Here is a 19355-nt window from a genome sequence, read left to right as displayed (position 1 = left end):
ATTGCAAGTACGCGCAATAAATAAACAAAGAGGATGTCATGGTTGCCGCCCCCAGCACCGCCGTCTCCAGCCGGGAAACCCTGTTTCGCCTGCTCGCCTCAGCCGTCGGCGAGGACCGCGCCGCGTTCGCGCTGACGACGCTTTCGATCGACCCGGTGCTGCGGGGCACGGACGAGCGGCCCAGCCGCGCGCAAGTGGCCATGGCGCTCAATGCCGCGCTGTTCCTGGACCTGCTCGAGCGGGTCCCCACGGCCGCGCGCTACGTCGCGCAGATCCGCGCGAAAGGTGAGACGATCGCCTTCGACCACGGCGCGCTGCGCACCATCGACGGGGCGACCGGCGACCTGCCTTCGGGCTGCGAGGCCTTCACGCGCTTCCTTGCGCCGATGGGCTACGAAGTCGGCGGGCTCTACCCGCTACCCAAGCTGAAGATGACCGGCCGCGCCCTCGTCCATCGCGACCTGCCCGAAACGGTCCCGCAGTTCTTCGTCTCGGAACTGCATGTCAACGAGCTGCCCGAGACGACGCAGGCGGCAGCCGAGCGCGTATTCGCGGGTTCGCAGGATCCCATCGGCGCCGCAGAGTGGTCGGCGCTGCAGGCGCTCGATGCGCAAGGAGACTGCTCGCCCGAACAGGCGGCGACCATCGTTGCCGGCGCCCTGCGCGCCTTCGGGCGGCAGCATCCGGCACCGGCCCTCGCAGACTACGAAGCCCTGCTCGAACACAGCAAGGAAGCCGCCTGGATCGCCACCGAAGGCAACGCCTTCAACCACGCCACCACGCGCACCGACGATGTCGTCCAGCTTGCCGAGGACCTTCGCGAGGAAGGTTATCCCATGAAGCCCAGCGTCGAGGTGTCGCAGAACGGCCGCGTGCGCCAGACCGCGATCCTTGCCGACAAGGTCGAACGCCCGTTCCGCCTTGCCGACGGCTCCGAAATCATGCGCGAGGTGCCCGGCTCGTTCTACGAATTCATCACTCGAGACATCGACCCGGCAACCGGTATGCTGGACCTGACGTTCGACTCCGGGAACGCCACCGGCATCTTCGCAGTCACGAGGCAGCAATGAGCCATATTCAGTCGATCGATCCCGCAACCGGCGCTGTGGTCTGGGAAGGCGCAGCCGCCGGCCGGGCAGAAGTGGACGCGGCACTGCGCTGCGCACGCAAAGCCTTTCCCGGATGGGCAGCACTTGCCGTAGACGACCGGGTCGCTGCCGTCCAGCGCTTCAAGGCCGTGCTGGAAGCGCGCAAGGAGCAGATTGCCGCGATAATCAGCCGCGAAACCGGCAAACCGCGCTGGGAGGGCCTTGCCGAACTGGGCTCGATGATCGGCAAGGTCGGCATCTCGATCACCGCGCAGGCCGAGCGCGCCGGTGAAAGGCGCAGCGACATGCCCTTCGGCGCGGCGGTCCTGCGGCATCGCCCGCATGGCGTCATGGCGGTGCTCGGCCCGTTCAACTTCCCCGGCCACTTGCCCAACGGCCACATCGTCCCCGCCCTGCTCGCGGGCAACACGGTGGTCTTCAAGCCCTCCGAAATGACGCCTGCCACCGGCGCGGCGATGGCCGAGGCCTGGGCCGAGGCCGGTCTTCCAGAGGCCGTGTTCCAGTGCATCCAGGGCGCGCGGGAAACCGGCGAGGCGCTGGTCTCAGGCGCGATCGACGGGCTGCTGTTCACCGGTTCCGCCGGTGCGGGCGCGCATTTCCGGCACCTCTTCGCCGACCGGCCCGACGTCATCCTCGCGCTGGAGCTGGGCGGCAACAACCCGCTCGTCGCATGGGACGGCGACGTGGAGGAAGCCGCGGCCATCGTCGTCCAGTCCGCCTTCGTCACCACCGGGCAGCGCTGCTCCTGCGCGCGCCGCCTGATCGTGCCCGATACAGCCTTCGGCAATGACCTCGTCGAAGCGGTCGCGCACCTTTCCGGGCGCCTGCTGATCGGCGCATGGGACGAGACGCCCGAGCCCTATATCGGCCCGCTTATCTCGAGCGGCGCCGCCGCGAAGGCCCGCGCGCAGTTCGAGGGACTGGTCGAGCGCGGCGCGCGCGTGGTCGAGCCGTTCGGCAGCGTCGAGGACCGCAGCGCCGCATTCGTGCGCCCTGCCATGCTCGACGTGACCGGCGTATCGGTTCCGGACGAAGAGATCTTCGCCCCGGTCCTGCAGGTCTGCCGCGTGGCGGACTTCGATGCCGCGATGGCAGCGGCAAACGACACCCGCTTCGGGCTGTCCGCCGGTCTCGTCAGCGCCGATGACGGCCTGTGGCAGCGCTTCGTCCTCGAAAGCCGGGCGGGCGTGGTCAATCGCAACCGGCCAACGACCGGCGCGGCAGGCTCGATGCCCTTCGGCGGTCTGGGCGAGAGCGGCAACCACCGCCCCAGCGCCTATTACGCCGCCGACTACTGCGCTTACCCGATGGCCAGCTTCGAAGCCTCCGACGCGAGCGGCAACATGGGCGCGCTCGACGGAAAGCTGCGTTGATGACCGGGTTGACGCACGACGAACGCACCTTGCTGGCGCCGGTCGAGCGCGCGCCGATCCTCGAACGCACTCTGGACTGGGCCGCGATCAACAGCGGCACCGGCAACCTCGATGGGCTGGCCGCCATGGCCTCACGCCTTGCCGATGCCTTTGCCGTGCTGCCGGGCGAGGTATCGCTGGTCGAGCCTGCGCCGGTCGAGAAAGTCGATGCCACGGGCCAGACCCACGAGGTCGCACATGGTCGCCATCTCGTCGTCTCCGTGCGGCCAGCGGCCAGGCGCCGGGTGATCCTGACCGGCCACATGGACACCGTCTATGCCAAGGACCACCCCTTCCAGACGTGCGACTGGCTTGACGACAACACCCTGCACGGCCCCGGCACCGCAGACATGAAGGGCGGCCTCTCGCTGATGCTGGCGGGGCTGGAAGCCTATGAGCGGGGCGGGCCCACGCTGGGTTACGACGTGATGATCAACGCCGACGAGGAAACCGGCTCGCTGTCCTCGGCGCCGCTGATTGCCCGGCTTGCCGAGGGCAAGCTGGCTGCGCTGACCTATGAACCTGCGCTTCCCGGCGGGATCATGGCACGCTCGCGCCCCGGTTCGGGCAATTACGCAGCAGTGATTACCGGCAAGTCCGCCCATGCGGGGCGCAACCCCGAGGACGGGCGCAATGCCGTCCTCGCGGCTTCGGACCTTGCCATGCGTCTTGCCGCCGGCAAGCGCGAAGGGCTGTCGGTCAACCCGGCGCGGATCGAGGGCGGTGCGCCCAACAATACCGTGCCCGACCTTGCCATCGTGCATTTCAACATCCGCCCGCGCACGCCCGAGCTGGCCGAGCATGCCCGGCAGATGATCGAGGCGGCCATCGCCGATGTATCCGTCCGCCACGAAGTTCAGATACACCTGCATGGCGGGGTTTCGCGCCCTCCCAAGCAGGTGGGCGAGAAGACCGAGAAGCTGTTCGGCCTCGTTTCCCAGGCTGCGGCGGATCTGGGGCAGGCGATGACCTGGAAGGACACCGGCGGCGTGTGCGATGGCAACAACATTGCCGCCTGCGGCGTTCCGGTGATCGACACGATGGGCGCCTGCGGCGGCGCGATCCACTCGCCGGACGAGTACCTGCTGGCCGACTCGCTCGATGCCCGCGCGCAATTGACGGCGCTGGTCATGCACCGCCTCGACAGACACGGAGTTGCCCGATGACGTTCCTGCTGCGCACGGCCCGGGAAAAGGATCTCGATGCCCTCTACCGCATGGCCAAGGGCACCGGGGGAGGGTTCACCAACCTGCCGCCCGACAAGCCGACGCTCAAGGGCAAGCTGGAACGCGCCGCGCGCGCCTTTGCCCGCGACGAGGACACGCTGAACGACGACCTGTTCGTCTTCATCCTCGAGGATACCGAGACCGGCAAGGTGCACGGCACCTGCCAGATCTTTTCGCAGGTCGGCACCGAGTGGCCGTTCTATTCCTATCGCATCGGGCGCATCACCCAGCACTCCAAGGAGCTGGACCGCACTTTCCGGGCCGAGATGCTGACCCTGTGCACCGACCTCGACGGATCGAGCGAGGTGGGCGGGCTCTACCTCGATGCGACCGAGCGTTCGGCGGGCGTCGGCAAGCTGCTGGCGCGCAGCCGCTACCTGTTCATTCGCGCCCATCGCGCGCGCTTCGCCGACCGCACCCTAGCCGAACTGCGCGGAGCCATCGACGATGCCGGCAATTCGCCCTTCTGGGACGGACTTGCAGGCCGCTTCTTCGACATGAGCTTTCGCGATGCCGACGAATTCTACGGCCGTCACGGCAACCAGTTCATTGCCGACCTCATGCCCAAGCACCCGATCTATACCGCGCTGCTGTCCGAAGGGGCCCGGCAGGTCATGGGCCAGCCCCATTTCTCCGGCCGCCCGGCCATGCGCATGCTGGAGAGCGAGGGCTTTGCCTTCCAGAACTATATCGACATCTTCGACGGCGGCCCTTCGATGATGGTCGAAACCGACCGCATCCGCACCATCCAGGAGGCGAAGGACGCCAAGGTCGCGCTGATTACGGCCAATGTCGAAGGCTCGCCCTCGCATCTCGTCTCCACCGGCCACCTTGCCGGATTCCGCGCCTGCCTTGGTCATCTTGCCGAGACCGAAGGCGGGGTGAGCCTCGACGAACAGGCCGCCAGACTGCTGGGCGTGAGCGTTGGCGATACCGTAACTTACGCCCCTGCCTGAGGTGCTCTGATGCTGACGGAAATCAACTTCGATGGAATTGTCGGACCCAGCCACAACTATGCCGGCCTGAGCCTTGGCAATCTGGCTTCTGCGAAGAACGCCGGGAAGGTCGCGCGCCCCCGCGCCGCGGCGCTTCAGGGCCTGGCAAAAATGCGCGCGAACCTCGAGCGCGGGCTGGCGCAGGGTTTCTTCCTGCCGCAACGCCGTCCGGACGAAGGTTGGTTGCGTCAGCTCGGCACCGACATGGCTTCAGCCAGCGCGCCCTTGCGGGCCAATGCCCTGTCCGCCTCGTCGATGTGGGCGGCCAATGCCGCAACCGTCTCGCCCGGCCCGGACACCGCCGACGGGCGCTGCCACCTGACCGTGGCCAACCTCGTGACGATGCCGCACCGCAGCCACGAATGGCGCGAAACGCTGGCGCAATTGCAGATCGCCTTCGCCAACGAAGCGCATTTCGCGGTTCACCCGCCGGTCCCTGCCCCCTTCGGAGACGAGGGCGCGGCCAATCACATGCGACTGTGTGCGGGCCATGACCGACCCGGCATCGAGGTCTTCGTCTACGGCGAAAGCGGCGGCCCTTTTCCGGCGCGCCAGCACCGCGAGGCAAGCGCCGCCGTCGCTCGCCTGCATGGCCTTGCGCCGGAGCGCACGGTCCTCGCGCTGCAGTCGGAGGCGGCCATCGCCGCGGGCGCGTTCCACAACGACGTCGTCGCCGTTGCCAACGAGCGGGTCCTCTTCACGCATGAACAGGCCTTCGCCGACCGCGAGGGCCTCTATACAGAGCTCCGCGGCAAGCTGCCGGAAATCGAGATCGTCGAAGTGCCCGCCAGCGCGGTCAGCCTCGCCGATGCGATTTCCTCCTATCTGTTCAATGCCCAGCTGGTGACGCTGCCCTCGGACGAAATGGCGCTGGTGCTTCCGGGCGAGGCGCGAGAGACGCCCGCGGTCTGGCAATGGCTGGAAGCGCATGTCGCGGGCAACGGACCGATCCGGCACCTCTTCGTCCACGACTTGCGCGAATCGATGGCCAACGGCGGCGGCCCGGCCTGTCTGCGCCTGCGCGTAGTGGCCGATCCCGCGACGGTCGACCCGCGCTTCATCGCGACACCCGAAAAGCTCAGCGCAATCGAGGCGCTCGTCGCCCGGCTCTGGCCGGAACAGCTTGCAGTAGAGGACCTCGCCTCACCCGCGCTATGGCAAGAGCTTGTCACCGCCCGCGCGGCACTTTGCCGCGAACTGGGCCTCGAAGAACTGGATCGCGGCGCGTTCTGAGCGAAACTTCTGCCGCGCTCAGAAGCGGGCGGAAACGGATACCCCCGCGCTTCCCGTATCGCCCCAGGGCATGACGCGCACTTGCGCGTCACGGCGCGAGGTGATCAGGAACCCGGCGGCCTCGCCGATCGCGGCGCCGGCCAGAACGTCGTACCAGTGATGCTTGTCCGCCCTCACGCGCGAGACGCCGACGACGGCGGCCAGCACTTGCGCAGGCAGGCCGACCTTCCAGCCGTAGCGGTTCTGCAGGGTCGCCGCGCTGGCGAAGGAAATGGCCGTGTGGCCGGAGGGAAAGCTCTTGCGGTCGCTGCCATCCGGCCGCGTCTCTGGAAATGCCTCCTTGAGACCCAGCGAAACCAATTCGGCCGAGCCGAGGCTGCCTCCCGCCTGCAGCACTCCGGCGGTATCGCCCTGTGCCAGGGGAACGCCGAGCGCGGCCACCACCAGCACATCGCGCCCGGCATTTCCGATGTCGCGCCATGTGCCCTCGCCCGCCCTGGCCGGCGTGGCACCCGTTGCCAGCACGGCAGCGAATGCAAGCCCGAGAAAGTTTCGGAACCTGGGTGGAAGAGCAGATACAGTCACTTGTGCAAGACGCCGCGCGTGGCTTCGCTCCGCAGTCAGGCGGCGGCGTGACTGTCCGAAACCGAGGATGGCTCGGCCATGGGCACCCTGTCGACCTGGCGCACTACCGAATCGTGTCCGAGCTGGTCCTGCTCGATCAGGCACGGCGAAAACTGGACCCTGCCGCCACTTTCGAAGGCGGTCGACACGAGCACGCCGGACCGCGATTTCTTGGCCATGTACATGAGTTCGTCGGCCGCGCGCAGTTCGCCGTCGATGGAGGTCGAGCCTTCCGGCAGGAGCAGGACGCCAAGGCTGCACGTCAGGTGAAAGCGGCTTTCGCCGAATTCGGTGTTCAGGGCGGTGTCGAGCCGGTTGGCGACCGCAGTGCCGGAGTCCTTGTCCTTGAGCTTCATGAAGATGACGAACTCGTCGCCGCCCATCCGCGCCAGCACGTCGCCCTTGCGGATGGTCTTGCGCACGGTCTCGGCGAAGACCTTGAGGTTCTCGTCCCCTTGTGCGTGACCTTCCTCGTCGTTGACGCGCTTGAGGCCGTCGATGTCCGCATAGATCAGCGCATGCCAGCCGCCGCTTTTCCGGTTCTTGCGCAGGATCTCGAAGAAGGCGGAGCGGTTCCAGGCCCCGGTCAGCACATCGATGCGGGCCGCGCGCCATTCGCGCTCGCAGGCCTTGCGGGCCGCACCGATGACGAGAACCACGATCAGGATGCCCAGGATCCGCACCGCCAGGTTCGGAGCGCCATCCGGACCATTGCCAGTGGCAAGCAGGAACTCGCCCGTTGCAAGCCTTACGCCGATGATGCCGAAACCGATGGCCACGGCGACCAGCGAGTTGAGCGACCATGCGGCGAAGGCAAGGATCGCCAGGTAAACCGGGCCGAACCAGATGCCGGGAGAGGCATGGACCTCGATGATCGCCAGGATCGGCAGGAGCGTGGCGACGATGACCCAGGCCATGCGCGGCGAGACGCGAAACAGATAGGAGTGCTGCAGCCCATGCACCTCCCGGCTGGCGAATCTCCGTTCTGTGTGGCGTCGGGAAGTCATGCGCACTTATGTACGCACTATGCCTAATTCTAAGTAAACGCCCTTAGTCCCCTGACACGATGCCGCTGGAAGGGCGCTGCAAGGTCACTTCGGGCAATCCGGCTGATTGTCGGGATGTGCGGCCACGAAGGCAGGATGGGCCAGGCATGCCGCCTCGATCCGGGTCATCTGCGGCATTGCAGCAAGATCGAAATCGAACCGCCGCGCATTGTAGAGCTGCGGCACCAGCACGCATTCGAACAGGCCGGGCGCATCGAACAGGAAATCGCCCGATCCGCGCGCCGCCAGCTTCGCCTCAAGCGGGACGAGGGTCTTTTCCAGCCAGTGGCGATACCAGGTGTCGATCTCTTCCTGCGAGTGGCCGAGTTCGGCCTTGAGATACTTGAGTACGGGCAGGTTCAGAGGGGCGTGCAGTTCGGTTGCGATCGCCATCGCCAGCTCGCGCATGACGAAGCGGTCCTCGACATCCACCGGCAGCAGCCGCCTGTCGGGATGGCGCTCGTCGAGCCATTCGAGCACTGCCATCGACTGCGCATAGAACCTTCCCTCTGCCTCGAGCGCGGGCACGCCCGCGAAGGGATTGATCCTGCGAAATTCCTCGCCGCGCTGCTCCGCCTTGAGCAGATTGACCGGCACGATCTCATACTCCAGCCCCTTCAGGTTGAGGGCGATGCGCAGGCGATAGCTCGTCGAACTGCGGTAGTAGGAATAGAGACGCATTGCGGTCCGCCCTTTCAGCTTTCCTGCGCGATCTTCTCGTGCAGCCAGGCGGCATGGCGCGGCGCCTTCTTGGTGCGCGACCATTCCTCGAGCATGTCCTCGGCCACGTCGTTGAGGCGCTTCATCTGTTCGGGCGTACCGAATTGCCAGGCCAGTTCAAGACGGTGGCCGTTGGGATCGAAGAAATAGATCGACTTGAAGACGCCGTGATGCGTCGGCCCGACCACTTCCAGCCCGCGTTCCTCGGCCCGTGCCTTGGCGGCGAGCAGGTCTTCCTCGCTATCGACCTTGAAGGCAATGTGCTGGACCCACGCCGGGGTGGCCTCGTCGCGGCCCATGTCGGGCGCATTGGGCAGCTCGAAGAATGCCAGCACATTGCCGCCGCCGGCATCCATGAAGATGTGCATGTACGGATCGGGCGCACCTGTGGAGGGCACGTTATCCTCGGCGATGGCAAGCATGAAATCCATGCCCATGACATCGCGGTAGAACTCGACCGTCTCCTTCGCATCCCGGCAACGATAGGCAACGTGGTGAATGCCCCCCAGTCGGGGCGCTCCGTTAGCATGCTGGCCTTCAGTCATCGAATCGCTCTCCGCTTGTTCGTGAACCTGCCGGACCGGCGACCCGGAATGGATTTCGGTCCGGCAGGCCTTGCGGGGCCGCGCATCGGGCGCCGACGCGCTGGCCCCATCGGTGTCACTCGGCCGGTTCTTCCACCTTCAGCACGCCGCGGCGAACCTGGTCGCGCTCCATGGATTCGAACAGGGCCTTGAAGTTGCCTTCGCCAAAGCCTTCGTCACCCTTGCGCTGGATGAACTCGAAGAAGACCGGCCCGACCTGCGCTTCGGCGAAAATCTGCAGGAGAAGGCGCGGGCTGCCGCCATCTGTGGTGCCATCAAGCAGGATGCCGCGCGCCTTGAGTTCACCGGCAGGCTGGCCGTGACCGGGCAGGCGCTCATCAAGCATCTCGTAATAGGTCTCGGGCGGAGCGGTCATGAACGGTACGCCCAGCGCCTTGAGGCGGTCCCAGGCCTTCAGCAGATCGTCGGTGATGAGCGCGATGTGCTGGATGCCCTCACCGTTGAACTGGCGCAGGAATTCCTCGATCTGGCCCTTGCCGCCTTCGCCTTCCTCGTTGAGCGGAATGCGGATCTTGCCGTCGGGCGCAGTCAGCGCCTTGGAGGTAAGGCCCGTGTATTCGCCCTTGATGTCGAAGTAGCGGATCTCGCGGAAATTGAAGAGCTTCTCGTAGTAGTCGGCCCAATAGGCCATGCGCCCGCCGTAAACGTTGTGCGTCAGGTGGTCGATGCGGTCGAAGCCGGCGCCTTCGGGGTGCCGTGCGACGCCCGGCAGGTATTCGAAATCGATGTCGTAGATCGACAGCGCGCCATCACCGTCGCGCTCGTAGCGGTCGATGAGATAGATGATCGAGTTGCCGATGCCGCGGATGCCTGGAAGGTGCAGTTCCATCGGCCCGGTCGCGACCTGCACCGGCTCGGCCGAACGGGCGAGCAGTTCGTCATAGGCCTTGCGCGCATCGCGCACGCGGAAACCCATGCCGCAGGCGCTCGGGCCATGCTCGCGGCTGAAGAACCAAGCCGGGCTGTGCGGCTCGTAATTGGTGATGAAGTTGATCTCGCCCTGGCGCCACAGCTCGACGTCCTTCGAGCGGTGGCGGGCGATCTTCGTGAACCCCATGGCCTCGAACACCGGCTCCAGCACGCCCTTTTCGGGCGCGGAGAATTCGACGAACTCGAAGCCGTCGAGGCCGATGGGATTGTCGAACAGGTCGGTGGGGGACTGGGTGGTCATGGGGTCATCTCGCGTTTCGGATTGTAGGGGGTTTCGCCGGGCAGGCTTTCGCCCGCCGGCAGCGCAGGCGCATCGCGCCACTGTTCGTAGACGGGCCCGAAATCGAGGCCGACCAGGTCGTCGATGAGCTGGGGCAGGCTTTCGAGCACGAAGTAGGTCTTCTGGAAATCGTCGATCATGTAGCCGGTGCGCATGACCCGGACCGGATCGAACGGCAGGCGCAGGACACCGGAATCGTCGATCGAATAGACCGTCTCGCTGTGGGAGGAGATGATCCCCGCGCCGAACACGCGCAGCTCATCGCCTTCGCGCACGAGGCCGAATTCGATCGTGTACCAGTAGATGCGCGCCAGCATCGGCAGCGCGTCCATTGCCATCGCCCGCTCGCCGGCCTTGCCATAGAGTTCGAGGAAGTCGGCGATCGCGGGATCGAGCAACATCGGCGCGTGGCCGAAGAAATCGTGGAACACGTCCGGCTCGACCAGATAGTCGAGCTCGTGCTCCTCGCGGATCCAGCGCGTCACCGGAAATCGGCGGTGGGCCAGATGATCGAAGAATACCGCATCGGGAATGAAGCCGGGGACCGCGACGAGCTGCCAGCCAGTGGCCGGGCCAAGGATGGCGTTGGCATCCTCAAAGCGCGGGATCCCCACGGCGCAGTCGAGACGGGCCAGACCCTCGCGGAAGGAGCGGCATGCATAACGGTCGGTGAGTGCCGACTGGCGCGCATGAAGCCGCCGCCAGCGCTCGTGCATCTGGGGCGTATAGGCATGCCAATCCTGCCCGACGGTATAATCGTCGGAGGCACCCTCGTACTCGCCACGAAGGCCGCTGGCGCTGGTATCCGTGCTGGGCTTCTTCATGGATTGGACAATACCACGAACTTCACTTCATATTCATGCGATTGTCTCATAGTTTAGCTGTGGTATTGGTGGATTCCACCATGAACAGTCATTCCGGTAGGTGATCCGTGCCCCTAGACGAATTCGACCGCAAGATCGTCCAGTCGCTCCAGATCGATGCGCGCATGCCCGTGGCGCAAGTGGCGGAACGCACGGCCCTTTCCGCCACCCCGGTAAGCCGCCGGATCAAGCGGCTGGAGGACGATGGCGTAATCGTCGGCTACCAGCCGATCCTCGACGCGCGAAAGCTCGGATTCGAGCTCGACGCCTATGTGCTGATCAATCTCGACGCGCACAGCGACGACAACATCTCGCGCTTCGAGCAGGCGATTCAGGACAATTCCTATGTCATCGCCTGCCACGCGGTGACCGGCGACATGGACTACCTCGTCCACGTGATCGCGCGCGATGTCGAGCACCTGTCGCAGATCACGCTCAAGTCGCTGCTGCGCATTCCCGGGGTGCGCGACGTCAAGTCGATCATCGTGCTTGAGACGATCAAGGAAATGCGCGCGATGCCGCTGGACTGAGCGAATTCGATTGATGGCCGCCCCCCGGACCCGATCCGGGGGGCGGCGAACCTGTGGGCTTCTCTTCAGCGGCCCAGCAGGTTGCGTGCCTGACTGGCGATCTGGGCCAGCATGGCCGGCGTAATCGGGGCGGTGTTCTCCGCCCGCGCCACGGTGGCCCGGAACGTGCTGATCGAGGTGCGGTGGTGCCGCCCCCATTCCTCGACGGCGGCGATCGGATCGGACTTGCCCAGCTTGCTGCGCGCCAGCGAGCGCAGGAACTCGAGCCGCATCTGCTGGAAATCGCGGGCCAGCCCGGCAACCAGCAGGCGCTCCCAGGGATCGGACGGGTTCATGATCGCCGCGCTCGACTGCGCCCAGTCGAGCCCGAGGCCAGTGCCGATACGGGTAAAGGCGTTGACCAGCTTGCGCGGATCGATGCGGGTGCTGTCGGCCAGTTCGGCGATGCCGACCGCACCGTCGAGATCGAACAGGTGCGCCACGTCCGTGGCTTCCGCTTCCGGTGCGCCGCGTTCCAGCAGCGCCGCGCGCAGCCGCTGCGAATGGGCCAGGGTCCGCTCACCCAGGAGGGACTGGGTTCCCACGCCCAGCGCTGCCACGTGCTTGCCAATCCGCTCGAAGAACTCATGCGGCGGAACCTGCCCGGCCCCTGCGCGCAGCAGGTCGGCCATGTGCCCGCGCGTGGCCACTGCGACCCGGTCGAACATCAGCAGGCGCGCATCTTCCGACATCGGCGCGGCTTCCAGCCGTTCCCACAGCGTTTCGAGATCGAACAGCTGGACCGCAAGGGCGAAGGCCGCGGCGATTTGCGCCAGCCCCACGCCTTCCTCTTCGGCCAGCTCGAAGGGATGGACGATGCCGAGGCGATTGACGATGCGGTTGGCCAGCTTGGTCGCAATGATTTCAGGCGCAAGGCGATGGCCCTTGATGAAGCGCGCGAACTTGTCCTGCATCGGTTCCGGGAAGGCCCCCAGCAGCAGATCGGTCAGGCTGGGATCGGCCGCCAGGTCACTCTGCTCGATGGCGTCCTGCAACACCAGCTTACCGCTGGAAAGCAGCACGGCCAGTTCGGGACGGGTAAGCCCCTGCCCGTCGAGCGCGCGGCGCTGGAGCAGGTCGTTCTCGGCCAGCCCCTCGTTCCGGCGGTCGAGATTGCCGCTTTCCTCCAGCATTTCGATGAGGCGAATGTGCGACGGCATGGACGAGGCCCCGCCCCGCTGCGCGATCGAAAGCGCAAGGGCCTGCAGGCGGTTGTCCTCCAGTACCAGTTCGGCGACTTCGTCGGTCATTTCGCGCAGCAGTTCGTTGCGCTTCTTTTCCGAGAGCTTGCCCGAGCGGCGCGCCGCTGCGAGCGCGATCTTGATGTTCACCTCGTTGTCCGAACAGTCGACGCCGGCCGAATTGTCGATGAAGTCGGCATTGATGCGCCCGCCGCGCGCGGCGAACTCGATGCGCCCCGCCTGCGTCACGCCGAGGTTGGCGCCCTCGCCGATGACTTTGACGTGCAGGTCGGCCGCATTGACGCGCAGCGTGTCGTTGGCCGGATCGCCCACGGCGACATTGTTTTCGCCGGCGGACTTCACGTAAGTGCCGATGCCGCCGAACCACAGCAGGTCGGCCTGGCTGGAAAGGATCGCCGTGATCAGCGAATCCGGATCGAGCGCCTCGGCCTCGATGCCCAGCGCCGCGCGTATTTCCGGCGAGAGGGGGATCGACTTGAGCTTGCGCGGGAAAACTCCCCCGCCCTTCGAGATCAGCGACTTGTCATAATCGTCCCAGCTGGAATGCGGCAGGTCGAACATGCGCTTGCGCTCAGCCCAGCTGCTTGCCGGGTCCGGATCGGGATCGAAGAAGATGTGCCGGTGGTCGAAGGCGGCGACGAGCTTGATCGCCCTGGACAGCAGCATGCCGTTGCCGAAAACGTCGCCCGACATGTCGCCGCAGCCGATGACGCGTACCGGCTGGCTTTGCACGTCGATGCCCATTTCAAGGAAATGGCGGCGCACCGAAAGCCAGGCCCCGCGCGCGGTGATACCCATGGCCTTGTGATCGTAGCCATTGGATCCGCCGCTGGCGAAGGCATCGTCGAGCCAGAAGTCGCGCGATTCCGCGATGCCGTTGGCAACGTCGGAGAACTTGGCCGTACCCTTGTCCGCCGCGACGACGAAATAGGGGTCCTCACCGTCGAGGATCACCACGTCTTCGGGATGGACCACCTTGTCCTTGACGATGTTGTCGGTCACCGAAAGCAGGGTGGCGATGAAAACCTCGTAGCAGCCCTGCCCCTCTGCCGCCCATCCGGCCCGATCGAGCGCGGGATCGGGAAGCTGCTTGGGATAGAAGCCGCCCTTGGCCCCGGTCGGCACGATCACCGCGTTCTTGACGCGCTGCGCCTTCATCAGCCCGAGGATCTCGGTGCGATAGTCGTCGCGGCGATCGGACCAGCGCAGGCCGCCGCGTGCAACCGGCCCGGCGCGCAAGTGGATGCCTTCGACGCGCCGAGAATAGACGAAGATCTCGCGCCAGGGCAGCGGCCGGGGCAGGCCGGGAACGAGCGCGGAATCGAACTTGAAGGCCAGTGCCAGTTGCCCGGCATGGGCAAAGGCATTGGTGCGCTGCATCGCCAGCACGAGATCGCGGTATGCGCGCAGCAGGCGGTCGTCGTTGATGGCGACGACATCGGCGAGACCTGCGCGGATCTGCTCTTCCGCATCCAGCCTCGCCTGCTCCCTGTCGCCCTGGAACTGCGGGTCGTGAATGGCGCGGAACAGCGCGATGATCGCTGTCGTCACGCGGGGCGCGCCCTGCAGCGCATCGACTACGGTGGCGATCCCGAAATGGGTACCGCCCTGGCGCAAGTAACGATACCAGGCGCGCAGCCAGTTGGTCTCGCGCTTGGAGAGGCCGAGCATCGGCACGAGGCGGTTGAACGCATCGTTCTCGCTCTCGTTGTTGAGGACCGAACACAGCGCATCCTCGATCATTTCGCCGAGGCCCAGAACCTCCTCCGCATTGCGGCCGACCGGCAGCGCCAGCGTGAAATCGTGGATCGTGCCGATGCGCCCGCTCTCCAGCGGCGTGGGGACTTCGGCAAGGACGCGGAAGCCGAAATTCTCAAGCGCCGGAACCGCATCGGACAATGGCAGGCTGCCCTCTGCCTGATAGACCTTGAGGCGCAGGTGCGCGGCATCGTCGCTGGCATGGCGATAAAGGCGCGCGTCGCGCAGGCCATGGCGATGTTCGCCCTCCGCTGCCTCGCCCACGACCACCTTGCGCATGTGCGAGATGTCCAGCGCGGCTTCGACCGGGCCGTAATCGGTGCGGTAGGACAGCGGGAAGGCATCGGCATAGCGCCCGGCGACGGCGGCCGCACGCGCCGGGTCCATCCCTTGCGCCAGGACAGCCTCAACCGCTTCGCCCCAGCCGCGCAGCATGACCTGCAGGTGCTGGTCGAGCGCATCTTCATTGAGCGCGCTGGCGCCTTCGCGAATGTCGAGCGTGAAGCGCATCATGGCCAGGTTGCCGGCTTCGACCTGCAGGCTCCAGTCGATGGTCGGCGCTTCTGCCGCTTCCTCGATCATCGACTGGATGCGGCGGCGCATCTGGGTCGAGACCATGTCGCGCGGCAGCCAGACGAACACGAAAAGGTGGCGCGAAAGCGGTGCGCTGGTGATCAGCAGGCGTGGCCGGGGGCGGTCCACCAGCCCCGTCATCGTCGTCGCCAGCCGCTCCACGTCGTAGGAACCAAGGCCAAGGACAAGATCATGCGGCAGGCTGGTCAGCGCATGGGCCAGTGCCTTGCCGGTATGGCCGATCGGATCGAGGCCGAGCTTGCCGGCAAGACCGGTCAGCAGCACGCGCAGGCGCGGGACATCGCCCGGAGGCGCCGCGAGCGCGGCGCTCGTCCAGATTCCGGCATGGACCGAAAGGGCAGTAACCCGGCCCTCGTCGATGACCGGAACGATGAAGAGGTCCATCGGCACGCGGCGGTGGACGGTGGCCATGCGGTTGGCCTTGATCACCATCGGCGAAACGATGGTGCCCGCCTCGACCTGGCGGTCGAACTCTGCAAAGGCCTGATCGTAACTGGTTGCAGACAGGATATCGCGGGTTCCGCGGCGACACACACCCAGCAGCTGGCCGTGCGTACCGTCGCGCCGACGCGTGACATGGCCGAGCTGGGTGAGCATCCCCCCGGCGAACCAGCGCAGCAGCGCGGCGCCTTCGGCGTCGTCGACCTGTTCGGCATCGATGGTCATCGCCTCGACCATGCGCGGCCAGTCCTTCACAGCGCTGCGAACGTCGGCCAGGGTGGATTCAAGCGAGCGGATCAGGGCACGACGCTGGCGGGCATCGACACGCGCTGTCTCGATATAGATCATCGATTCACGCACGGTGCCCGCCGCGTCCAGCCCGGGGAATTCCTCGAGCTGGCCTTTGGCGTTGCGCTTCACCGACAGCACCGGGTGGGCGAGGCGGTCGATGACGAGCCCGGCATCGGCAATCGCTGCGGCGACCGAGTCGACGAGGAACGGCATATCGTCGTTAATCAGGGCAATGCGCAGGTAGCGCCGTTCGTCGCTTGCGGAAGTGAGATCGACCACAGGCTCACCGGTGGGACGGTTGGTAGCTGCATCGAGAAGGCTGCGCGCGGCATCCTCGATCCACGAGGCATCCGCGGGTCCGTCGACCGGCAGCAGCGAGTCGCGAATGCGATCCGCAATCACCCCCTCCAGCCGCCCGGATGCGCCTTTGGAAGACTGCTTCGACCGCGCCTTGCCGGTTACGGCCACTTCGCCTGCACTCATTTCCTTCTCCGCGATTTGCTGTCGGGATCGGAACTTGCCCTCGCCGGAGGGTCCGACTCGACAATCTCTGTTATAGGCCCGGAATTGGCTTCCGGCATCAACCGCCTTCGCACGACGAGCGAAGGCGGCATTATTTTTAAACGCTTTTTTTCTGTTTCTGGTTGCGACCCAAGGGCCGGTTGCTTCTCGAGGTGATGCTTGCCACGCGTGTAACGAAATTACGGCACAGAACAATAATCAATCTTCAGCATGTCATGTCGAAATTGGTCGGGCCAACGCGAGATCGTGGTGTTCCCGCTCGTCCCGCCGCTCAAGCCTTGCATCCCCGATGGCCAAGCGAATGGGCGAAACTTCGGCCCCTGCCCATTCCAAGGCATGGGGCGCCGCCTTCTCGATGCTGGGGGGCCAAGGCTGCCCAATCGATTTGCAGGGGCAGGCCGATTGTGCGAGCCATGGACCAGTCAAGCGGCAGTGAGCGCCTCCTGCAGCGGAGAATGGTCCATGTCGATCGCACAGAAGAAGCCGCGCCTGCCGCTCGCTCGCATTGTCGAGATGAACGTCGGCTTCTTCGGCCTGCAGTTCAGCTTCGGCCTGCAGCAGGCGAACATGGGGCCCTTCTACGGCATTCTCGGCGCCAGCGAGGCAATCATGCCGCTGCTCTGGCTGGCAGGCCCGATCACCGGCCTTTTCGTCCAGCCGATCATCGGTGCCATGAGCGACCGCACCCGATCGCGCTTGGGCCGCCGCACGCCCTATTTCCTGATCGGCGCGGTGATCTGTTCGCTGTGCCTTCTGGCCATGCCCTATTCGCCCACGCTCTGGGTTGCGGCGAGCATGCTCTGGCTGCTGGATGCAGGCAACAACACCGCGATGGAACCTTATCGCGCTTATGTCGCGGACCGCCTGGCACCGGACCAGCGCCCCACCGGCTTCCTTACCCAGAGCGCCTTTACCGGTCTTGCCCAGACCCTGTCCTATCTCAGCCCTTCGCTGCTCACCGCCGTGATCGACCGCAACGCGCTCGATCCCAATGGCATTCCCATCGTGATCCGCATCGCCTTCGTGATCGGCGCGATCCTGTCGATCGCGACGATCGTCTATTCGGTCTGGCGCGTACCGGAACTGCCCCTTTCCGAGGAACAGCGCGCACATATCGACAGATCGCCGCTCACAACAGGAGCCACCTTGCGCGAGATCGGCAGCGCCATCCGGCAGATGCCGCGCCCCATGCGCCAGCTTGCCCTGGCCATGCTGTGCCAGTGGTATGCGATGTTCGTGTACTGGCAGTACATCGCCTTCGCGCTGTCGCGCTCTCTGTTCGATACGACTGATCCCGGTTCCGAAGGCTTCCGTTCCGGCACATTGACCGCCCAGCAGCTGGGCGCCTTCTTCAACTTCATCGCCTTTCTTGCCGCCCTTGCCCTCATCCCGATCGTCAAGCGCCAGGGCGCACGCAGCACCCACGCCGTGTGCCTGACCGCCTCGGGGCTGGCCATGCTGGCCATCCCCAACGTCGGATCGCTGCCGCTGCTTTACGCGCTGATGCTGGGCATCGGCCTGGGCTGGGCCGGCATGATGGGCAACACTTACGTCATGCTCGCCGATTCCATCCCGTCCGAGCGCTATGGAATCTACATGGGCATCTTCAACATGTTCATCGTCATTCCCATGCTGATCGAAACTTTGACAATGCCGGTGATCTACACGCCACTGCTGGGCGGGGATTCGCGTAATGCATTGATGTTTGCCGGAGTACTGATGTTGACCGGCGCGATTGCGACACTGTTCGTTCCGGCAGGGGGCAAGCCAAGAACATGTTAATGATTATGAACAAATAGTCACCTTGATGACTAGCAACTTCCTGCCCGCCAGCCTTGGTGGTAAGAGCCGCGGCCGGAATGGGGACATATGAAAAATAGCGAAAATCACCTCGGTAAGAACGGGGAACCTCAAAAAGTCCGCACTCTTGCCGATCTTGCCCGCATCGCAGGCGTTTCGGCCGGCACGGTTTCGCGAGCGCTCGCCGGCAAGTCGCTGGTCAATGCCGAAACACGCGATCGTATCCAGACGCTGGCGCGGGAGCACGGCTTTCGTCCCAACCAGATGGCAAGCAAGCTACGCTCGCAGAAGACGGGCCTGATCGGCGTGGTCGTTCCCCTCGGCCACGAAAAGCGTCAGCATATCTCCGACCCGTTCTTCCTCACGCTGCTGGGCCAGATCGCCGACGAACTGACGGAAAGCGGCTACGACGTCATGCTGCGCCGCGTGATCCCGGAAGATACGACCGACTGGCTGGAACAGTTGACCGGTTCGGGGATGGTCGACGGCGTCATCGTCATCGGCCAGTCGGACCAGTTCGACATCATCGAAAGCGTTGCCGGCCATTACCATCCGCTGACCGTGTGGGGACATCACACCCCGGGACAGAGGCACTGCGTGGTCGGAACCGACAATGCCCTTGGCGGTCGCATGGCGGCAGAGCACCTGATTGCTTGCGGCGCGCGCAGCCTTGCCTTCCTCGGCGTCACGACCGGCATCGAGATCGCGGCCCGCTATCGGGCGGCCAAATCCGTCGCCGATGCAGCGGGCATCCCGCTCGTCCACCTGCCGATCGACCTGGCCGCCGCCACCATGGCATCGCAAATCGAAAGGACTTTGCCCGACTGCAAGGTCGACGGCATTTTCGCCGCATCCGACCTGATCGCGATGTCAGCCTTGCGCGTCCTGCACCAGCATGGGCGCGCGGTTCCCGACGACGTGCAGATCGTGGGTTTCGACGACCTGCCGCTCGCTTCGCAGACCATGCCGCCGCTCACGACGATCCGGCAGGAAATCGATCTGGGTGCAAGGATTCTTGTCGAAAAGCTCAAGGCGCGCATCGCCGGGGAGGATACCGATCATTTCGTGAATGCCCCACAATTGATCGTGCGCGGAACGACCAGAAGCGCCGCCTGACCTTTTTCAGCCGACAAGG

Annotated in this window: 15 protein-coding genes; 8 read left to right on the top strand and 7 right to left on the bottom strand. The window is 65.4% G+C overall.

Translation table 11 applies throughout. From position 1 onward, the window contains the following. The first annotated feature begins 38 nt into the window (after positions 1–38). The 5 genes from PP1Y_RS09605 to PP1Y_RS09585 are packed head-to-tail and all read left to right on the top strand — an operon-like array spanning position 39 to position 5975. Positions 39–1070: a 2-oxoadipate dioxygenase/decarboxylase family protein gene (locus PP1Y_RS09605; protein WP_013832058.1), complete on the top strand. Its 1032-nt coding sequence runs from the start codon at positions 39–41 to the stop codon at positions 1068–1070. Next, positions 1067–2482: a succinylglutamate-semialdehyde dehydrogenase gene (gene astD / locus PP1Y_RS09600; RefSeq protein ID WP_013832057.1), complete on the top strand. Its 1416-nt coding sequence runs from the start codon at positions 1067–1069 to the stop codon at positions 2480–2482. Before PP1Y_RS09605 ends, astD begins: the two co-directional genes overlap by 4 nt. Then, positions 2482–3687 (top strand): hydrolase, encoded by a 1206-nt coding sequence (locus PP1Y_RS09595; RefSeq protein ID WP_013832056.1) that lies wholly within the window; start codon positions 2482–2484, stop codon positions 3685–3687. Before astD ends, PP1Y_RS09595 begins: the two co-directional genes overlap by 1 nt. Further along, the gene (locus tag PP1Y_RS09590) at positions 3684–4703 is read left to right on the top strand and encodes an arginine N-succinyltransferase (RefSeq protein WP_013832055.1); all 1020 of its coding nucleotides are present in this window, start codon (positions 3684–3686) and stop codon (positions 4701–4703) included. Before PP1Y_RS09595 ends, PP1Y_RS09590 begins: the two co-directional genes overlap by 4 nt. A gap of 9 nt (positions 4704–4712) precedes the next feature. Continuing rightward, positions 4713–5975, top strand: coding sequence for an N-succinylarginine dihydrolase (locus tag PP1Y_RS09585; protein ID WP_013832054.1), 1263 nt, complete (start codon positions 4713–4715; stop codon positions 5973–5975). 18 nt (positions 5976–5993) lie between these two features. On the opposite strand, the gene PP1Y_RS09580 is transcribed toward PP1Y_RS09585, so the two are convergent. From PP1Y_RS09580 to phhA, 6 genes are all read right to left on the bottom strand, one after another. Then, positions 5994–6500 (bottom strand): phosphatase PAP2 family protein, encoded by a 507-nt coding sequence (locus PP1Y_RS09580; protein ID WP_041558730.1) that lies wholly within the window; start codon positions 6498–6500, stop codon positions 5994–5996. Between the two features lie 95 nt (positions 6501–6595). Beyond that, positions 6596–7606: a GGDEF domain-containing protein gene (locus PP1Y_RS09575; protein ID WP_232512595.1), complete on the bottom strand. Its 1011-nt coding sequence runs from the start codon at positions 7604–7606 to the stop codon at positions 6596–6598. Positions 7607–7690: 84 nt separating this feature from the next. Continuing rightward, a complete protein-coding gene (maiA, locus tag PP1Y_RS09570; RefSeq protein ID WP_007012125.1) occupies positions 7691–8326 on the bottom strand; it encodes a maleylacetoacetate isomerase in 636 nt (211 codons plus the stop codon). Between the two features lie 14 nt (positions 8327–8340). Further along, complete coding sequence (locus PP1Y_RS09565; protein ID WP_013832052.1) at positions 8341–8910, bottom strand: VOC family protein; 570 nt, start codon at positions 8908–8910, stop codon at positions 8341–8343. 115 nt (positions 8911–9025) lie between these two features. Beyond that, positions 9026–10141 (bottom strand): 4-hydroxyphenylpyruvate dioxygenase, encoded by a 1116-nt coding sequence (gene hppD, locus PP1Y_RS09560; protein WP_013832051.1) that lies wholly within the window; start codon positions 10139–10141, stop codon positions 9026–9028. After that, positions 10138–11004, bottom strand: coding sequence for a phenylalanine 4-monooxygenase (phhA, locus tag PP1Y_RS09555; protein WP_013832050.1), 867 nt, complete (start codon positions 11002–11004; stop codon positions 10138–10140). Before phhA ends, hppD begins: the two co-directional genes overlap by 4 nt. A 107-nt stretch (positions 11005–11111) precedes the next feature. Here phhA and PP1Y_RS09550 point away from each other — a divergent pair, with 107 nt between their 5' ends. After that, complete coding sequence (locus PP1Y_RS09550; protein ID WP_007012129.1) at positions 11112–11573, top strand: Lrp/AsnC family transcriptional regulator; 462 nt, start codon at positions 11112–11114, stop codon at positions 11571–11573. A 65-nt stretch (positions 11574–11638) separates the two neighbouring features. Here PP1Y_RS09550 and PP1Y_RS09545 read toward each other — a convergent pair whose 3' ends face one another. Beyond that, positions 11639–16381 (bottom strand): NAD-glutamate dehydrogenase domain-containing protein, encoded by a 4743-nt coding sequence (locus tag PP1Y_RS09545; RefSeq protein ID WP_013832049.1) that lies wholly within the window; start codon positions 16379–16381, stop codon positions 11639–11641. Positions 16382–16882: 501 nt separating this feature from the next. On the opposite strand from PP1Y_RS09545, the gene PP1Y_RS09540 reads away from it, so the two are divergent. After that, positions 16883–18202: an MFS transporter gene (locus tag PP1Y_RS09540; RefSeq protein WP_013832048.1), complete on the top strand. Its 1320-nt coding sequence runs from the start codon at positions 16883–16885 to the stop codon at positions 18200–18202. 87 nt (positions 18203–18289) lie between these two features. After that, the gene (locus PP1Y_RS09535; protein WP_013832047.1) at positions 18290–19336 is read left to right on the top strand and encodes a LacI family DNA-binding transcriptional regulator; all 1047 of its coding nucleotides are present in this window, start codon (positions 18290–18292) and stop codon (positions 19334–19336) included. Positions 19337–19355 lie beyond the last annotated feature (19 nt).

It is taken from the genome of Novosphingobium sp. PP1Y, assembly GCF_000253255.1.
Lineage (GTDB): Bacteria > Pseudomonadota > Alphaproteobacteria > Sphingomonadales > Sphingomonadaceae > Novosphingobium.
The sequence above is the reverse complement of the archived record's forward strand: the minus strand, read 5'-3'. Positions and strand labels throughout refer to the sequence as shown.

Excerpts from the sequence above, each read along its gene's own strand:
- PP1Y_RS09605 (WP_013832058.1), top strand. The coding sequence starts at position 39 with ATGGTTGCCGCCCCCAGCACCGCCGTCTCCAGCCGGGAAACCCTGTTT.
- PP1Y_RS09540 (WP_013832048.1), top strand. The coding sequence starts at position 16,883 with ATGTCGATCGCACAGAAGAAGCCGCGCCTGCCGCTCGCTCGCATTGTC.
- PP1Y_RS09590 (WP_013832055.1), top strand. The coding sequence starts at position 3,684 with ATGACGTTCCTGCTGCGCACGGCCCGGGAAAAGGATCTCGATGCCCTC.
- PP1Y_RS09545 (WP_013832049.1), bottom strand. The coding sequence starts at position 16,381 with ATGAGTGCAGGCGAAGTGGCCGTAACCGGCAAGGCGCGGTCGAAGCAG.
- hppD (WP_013832051.1), bottom strand. The coding sequence starts at position 10,141 with ATGACCACCCAGTCCCCCACCGACCTGTTCGACAATCCCATCGGCCTC.
- PP1Y_RS09585 (WP_013832054.1), top strand. The coding sequence starts at position 4,713 with ATGCTGACGGAAATCAACTTCGATGGAATTGTCGGACCCAGCCACAAC.
- maiA (WP_007012125.1), bottom strand. The coding sequence starts at position 8,326 with ATGCGTCTCTATTCCTACTACCGCAGTTCGACGAGCTATCGCCTGCGC.
- PP1Y_RS09575 (WP_232512595.1), bottom strand. The coding sequence starts at position 7,606 with ATGACTTCCCGACGCCACACAGAACGGAGATTCGCCAGCCGGGAGGTG.
- phhA (WP_013832050.1), bottom strand. The coding sequence starts at position 11,004 with ATGAAGAAGCCCAGCACGGATACCAGCGCCAGCGGCCTTCGTGGCGAG.
- PP1Y_RS09535 (WP_013832047.1), top strand. The coding sequence starts at position 18,290 with ATGAAAAATAGCGAAAATCACCTCGGTAAGAACGGGGAACCTCAAAAA.
- PP1Y_RS09565 (WP_013832052.1), bottom strand. The coding sequence starts at position 8,910 with ATGACTGAAGGCCAGCATGCTAACGGAGCGCCCCGACTGGGGGGCATT.
- PP1Y_RS09595 (WP_013832056.1), top strand. The coding sequence starts at position 2,482 with ATGACCGGGTTGACGCACGACGAACGCACCTTGCTGGCGCCGGTCGAG.
- astD (WP_013832057.1), top strand. The coding sequence starts at position 1,067 with ATGAGCCATATTCAGTCGATCGATCCCGCAACCGGCGCTGTGGTCTGG.